This is a genomic window from Kutzneria sp. NPDC052558 (assembly GCF_044547355.1).
Classification (GTDB): Bacteria; Actinomycetota; Actinomycetes; order Mycobacteriales; family Pseudonocardiaceae; genus Kutzneria.
The window spans coordinates 1-3,666 of sequence record NZ_JBIUAG010000077.1 but is presented as its reverse complement, the minus strand read 5'-3'; the positions used below and the strand labels follow the sequence as shown (position 1 = coordinate 3,666).

The 3,666-nt window shown below is 72.9% G+C and carries 3 protein-coding genes and 1 pseudogene; all 4 read left to right on the top strand.

The window, feature by feature from the left end; translation table 11 throughout:
- Positions 1 to 212: pseudogene (locus tag ACIG5F_RS49200) on the top strand (hypothetical protein); the annotation flags it as partial.
- Between the two features lie 10 nt (positions 213 to 222).
- Positions 223 to 1,098, top strand: coding sequence for a hypothetical protein (locus ACIG5F_RS49195; protein ID WP_396527279.1), 876 nt, complete (start codon positions 223 to 225; stop codon positions 1,096 to 1,098).
- On the top strand, positions 1,095 to 2,174 hold the full coding sequence (locus ACIG5F_RS49190; protein WP_396527278.1) for a PrgI family protein: 1,080 nt from the start codon (positions 1,095 to 1,097) through the stop codon (positions 2,172 to 2,174). Before ACIG5F_RS49195 ends, ACIG5F_RS49190 begins: the two co-directional genes overlap by 4 nt.
- Positions 2,171 to 3,666: VirB4 family type IV secretion system protein (locus tag ACIG5F_RS49185; protein ID WP_396527277.1), on the top strand; the 1,496-nt coding region annotated here is incomplete at its 3' end. The genes ACIG5F_RS49190 and ACIG5F_RS49185, both read left to right, overlap by 4 nt.

The window sequence follows — 3,666 nt, the reverse complement described above, 5'->3', positions numbered from 1 at the left end:
TGGTCGGGCTGTTGGTGACGTATGTGGTGCGGGCGGTGGTCACGATCATGCTGGTGGTGGCCGCGCCGTTGTGCATCGCCTGCCACGCCCTGCCGCAGACCGACGGCGTCGCCCGCTGGTGGTGGCGCTCGTTCGCCGCCGTGCTCGCCATCCAGATCGCGCAGGCCCTCACGTTGGTCGTCGCGATCCGAGTGTTCCTCGCCCCGGTGTGAAGGGAGTGTCGTGAACCTCTTCGCTGGCGGCGGCGGACTGCTGGATCTGTTGGTCTGCCTCGCGCTGCTCTACATCCTCTACCGCATCCCGCACTGGATCCTCGGCTTCGTCCGCGTCGGCGGCGGTGGCGGGCGGTCGCTGGTCGGGAGCCTCGTCAAGGGATTCCTCATGGCCAAGACCTTCGGCGCGCTGACCGGCCGCGACCACGCCGGCCGATCGGCTGGCGCGAGTCGCCGCACAGTGGGGCCGTCGCCGCGTGATCCAGCGTGGCCCGGGAAGATCCACGCTTGGCACGGCGTCGACGGGCCGCGCAGCCTCGGGGCGATGGAGCAGCGGATGCGGGCCTGGCAGGCCAGCGAACGCGCCCACCGCACACCACCCTCGACCGTCGGTCCGGTGCGTTTCCAGCAGGCCGCCGCCCAGACCCCGACCCACGATCTGGCCACCAGCCACGTCGACACCGCCCCCGCACCCACCACCTTCCGGGCACCGACACCGCCGGCACCGCACGTGGCGCGTCCACGCCCGTCGACGCCGCCGGCGCCGATGACGTTCCGGACCGCGACGCCGACTGCTCCACCGCTTCCACCGATGCGCACTGCCGCTGTGCCAGCGGCCCTGCGCTTCGTCCCGCCGACTCCGGCGGCCGAACCGGCGCATCCCGGGCACGCCACCACCGCACCGCCGCCGGTCACCTTCACCTACCCCGGGACGCCCCCGGTGCACCGCCGGGCTCGAACCCACACACCCGCGCCGACCTTGTTCCGCGCGGCCGAGCCCCCTTCGACGACGGCACCCCCGACTCCTCGTCCCGCACCAGCGCCGACGCGGTTCCGCGCGCCCGCGACCCGCCGCGCACCCGAACCGCCCGGAGGCGAGAAGTGAGCCATCCCGTCCGCATTCCCGCCGACGTCGACCGCGAAGACCGCGTGCTGGGCAGCCTGACCGCCCGCCAGTTGATGATCCTGGCCCTGGCCGGGCTGCTGCTCTACGCCGGCTACCTCGCCACCCAGACCGTGGCGCCGATCGGCGTGTACCTCGTGTTCGCGATCCCGGTCGGGGCGGTGGTCGCGCTCGTGGCGCTCGGGCAGCGTGACGGCCTCAGCCTCGACCGCCTCGTGCTCGCCGCCCTCCGCCAACGGCTGACTCCGCGGCATCGGGTCGCCGCGCCCGAGGGGGTGCGGGCGGCGCCGGAGTGGCTGACCGCGCTCGACACCAACAGCGCGACGGCGGTGTCCCCGGTGCCGCTGCGGCTGCCCGCGCAGGCCGTCACCGAGGCCGGCGTGATCGACCTCGGCCGCGACGGACTGGCCGTGGTCGCCACCTGCAGCACGGTCAACTTCCAGCTCAACACCGCCACCGAACAAGAGGGCCTGGTCGCGGTGTTCGCCCGCTACCTGCACTCGCTGTCCGCGCCGGTGCAGATCTTGGTGCGCGCCGAGCGGCTGAGCCTGGCCGGCCAGATCGCCGAGCTGCGCGCGACGGCGGGCGGACTGCCGCACCCGGCGTTGGAGAACGCCGCCCACGAGCACGCCGACTACCTCACCCAACTCGCCGCCGCCACCGTCCTGCTGCGCCGGCAGGTGCTGCTGATCCTGCGCGAACCCGTCCACCACCCACCCGGCTCGACCACCCGACTGCCGCTGATCGGCCGCCGCACGCGGCACCTGGTCCCGGACGAGGGGGCTGTTCGGGCGGCGGAGGCGCGGTTGGTGCGGCGGCTGGCCGAGGCCACCGAACTCCTCGCACCCGGCGGCATCACCGTCACCGCGCTCGACGCCGGCCAAGCCACCACGGTGCTCGCGGCCGCCTGCGACCCGGACTCGCTCATCCCGCCGACCGCGGGCATGGCCGGCGCGAACGACGTCATCACCACCACCCCCAGCAGCTGGGACGAGACCGCGTTCGGCCCCACCGCCCTACCCCACGCTGACGATGATGAGGGGATCGAGCCGGCATGAACCAGACCAGCGCCTTCACCCCCGACGCCCTCACCGTGGGGGCCCGGCAGTTGGAGGTCGGCGGCGACCACGTCGCCAGCTTCGCGATCACCGGCTACCCCCGCGAGGTCCACCCCGGCTGGCTGCAGCCCCTGTTGACCTACCCCGGCCGCCTCGACGTCAGCTTGCACATCGAGCCCGTCGACGCGGTCACCGCCGCCGTCCGCCTCAAACGCCAGCTGGCCAAGCTGGAATCCGGCCGCAGACAGGACACCGACAAGGGCCGGCTGCTCGACCCGGAGGTCGAAGCCGCCACCGAGGACGCCTACGACCTGTCCGCCCGGGTGGCCCGGGGCGAGGGCAAGCTGTTCCGCTTCGGGCTCTACCTCACCGTGCACGCCGGCAGCGAGCGAGCGCTGGCCGACGAGGTCGCGGCGGTGCGTGCGTTGGCGGCGTCGCTGTTGCTGGACGCCAAACCCACCACCTACCGGGCCTTGCAGGGCTGGGTCACCACCCTGCCGATGGGCCTGGACCTGGTCGGCATGGCCCGGACGTTCGACACCGCCGCCCTCGCGTCCGGGTTCCCGTTCGCCAGCCCCGATCTGCCGCCCCCGGACCCGACCAGCGTGGGTGTGCCGGCCGGGGTGCTGTACGGGTTCAACATCGGCAGCCAGTCCCTGGTGCACCACGACCGGTTCGCGCTGGACAACCACAACAGCGTGATCCTCGCCCGCTCCGGCGCCGGCAAGAGCTACCTGGTCAAACTCGAACTCCTGCGCTCGCTCAACCGGGGCGTCGAGGTCCACGTCATCGACCCCGAGGACGAATACGCCCGCCTCGCCGCCGCGGTCGGCGGCACCTACGTGCACCTCGGCTCGCCCGGGGTGCGGTTCAACCCGTTCGACCTGCCGGTGCACACCCGCCCCGACGGCGGCCGCACCGCCCCCGCCGACGGCCTGGCCCGGCGGTCGTTGTTTCTGCTCACGGTGCTGTCGGTGTTGTTCGGGGCGGAGTTGACCGCGCGCGAGCGGGCGGTGCTGGACAAGGCGATCACCGCCACCTACACCCGCGCCGGCATCACCACCGACCCCCGCACCTGGAGCCGACCCGCACCCCTGCTGGCCGACCTGGCCGAGGTTCTGTCCACAATGGACGAAACTGACCTGGTCGCGCGGCTGCACCCGTTCACCGAGGGCGCCCACTCGGCCTTGTTCGCCGGCCAGACCACCACCCGCCCCGAAGGACATCTGGTGGTGTTCTCGCTGCGGGACCTGCCCGACGAGCTTAAGGCGATTGGGACGCTGCTGACGTTGGACGCGGTGTGGCGGCAGGTCAGCAACCCCGTGATCCGCCGCCGACGGCTGGTCGTGGTCGACGAGGCGTGGCTGCTCATGCGCCAACCCGCCGGCGCCGAATTCCTGTATCGGGCGGCAAAAGCGATCCGCAAGCACTGGGGCGGCCTGACCCTGGCCTCCCAGGACGCGATGGACTTCCTGGGCACCGACCTCGGGCA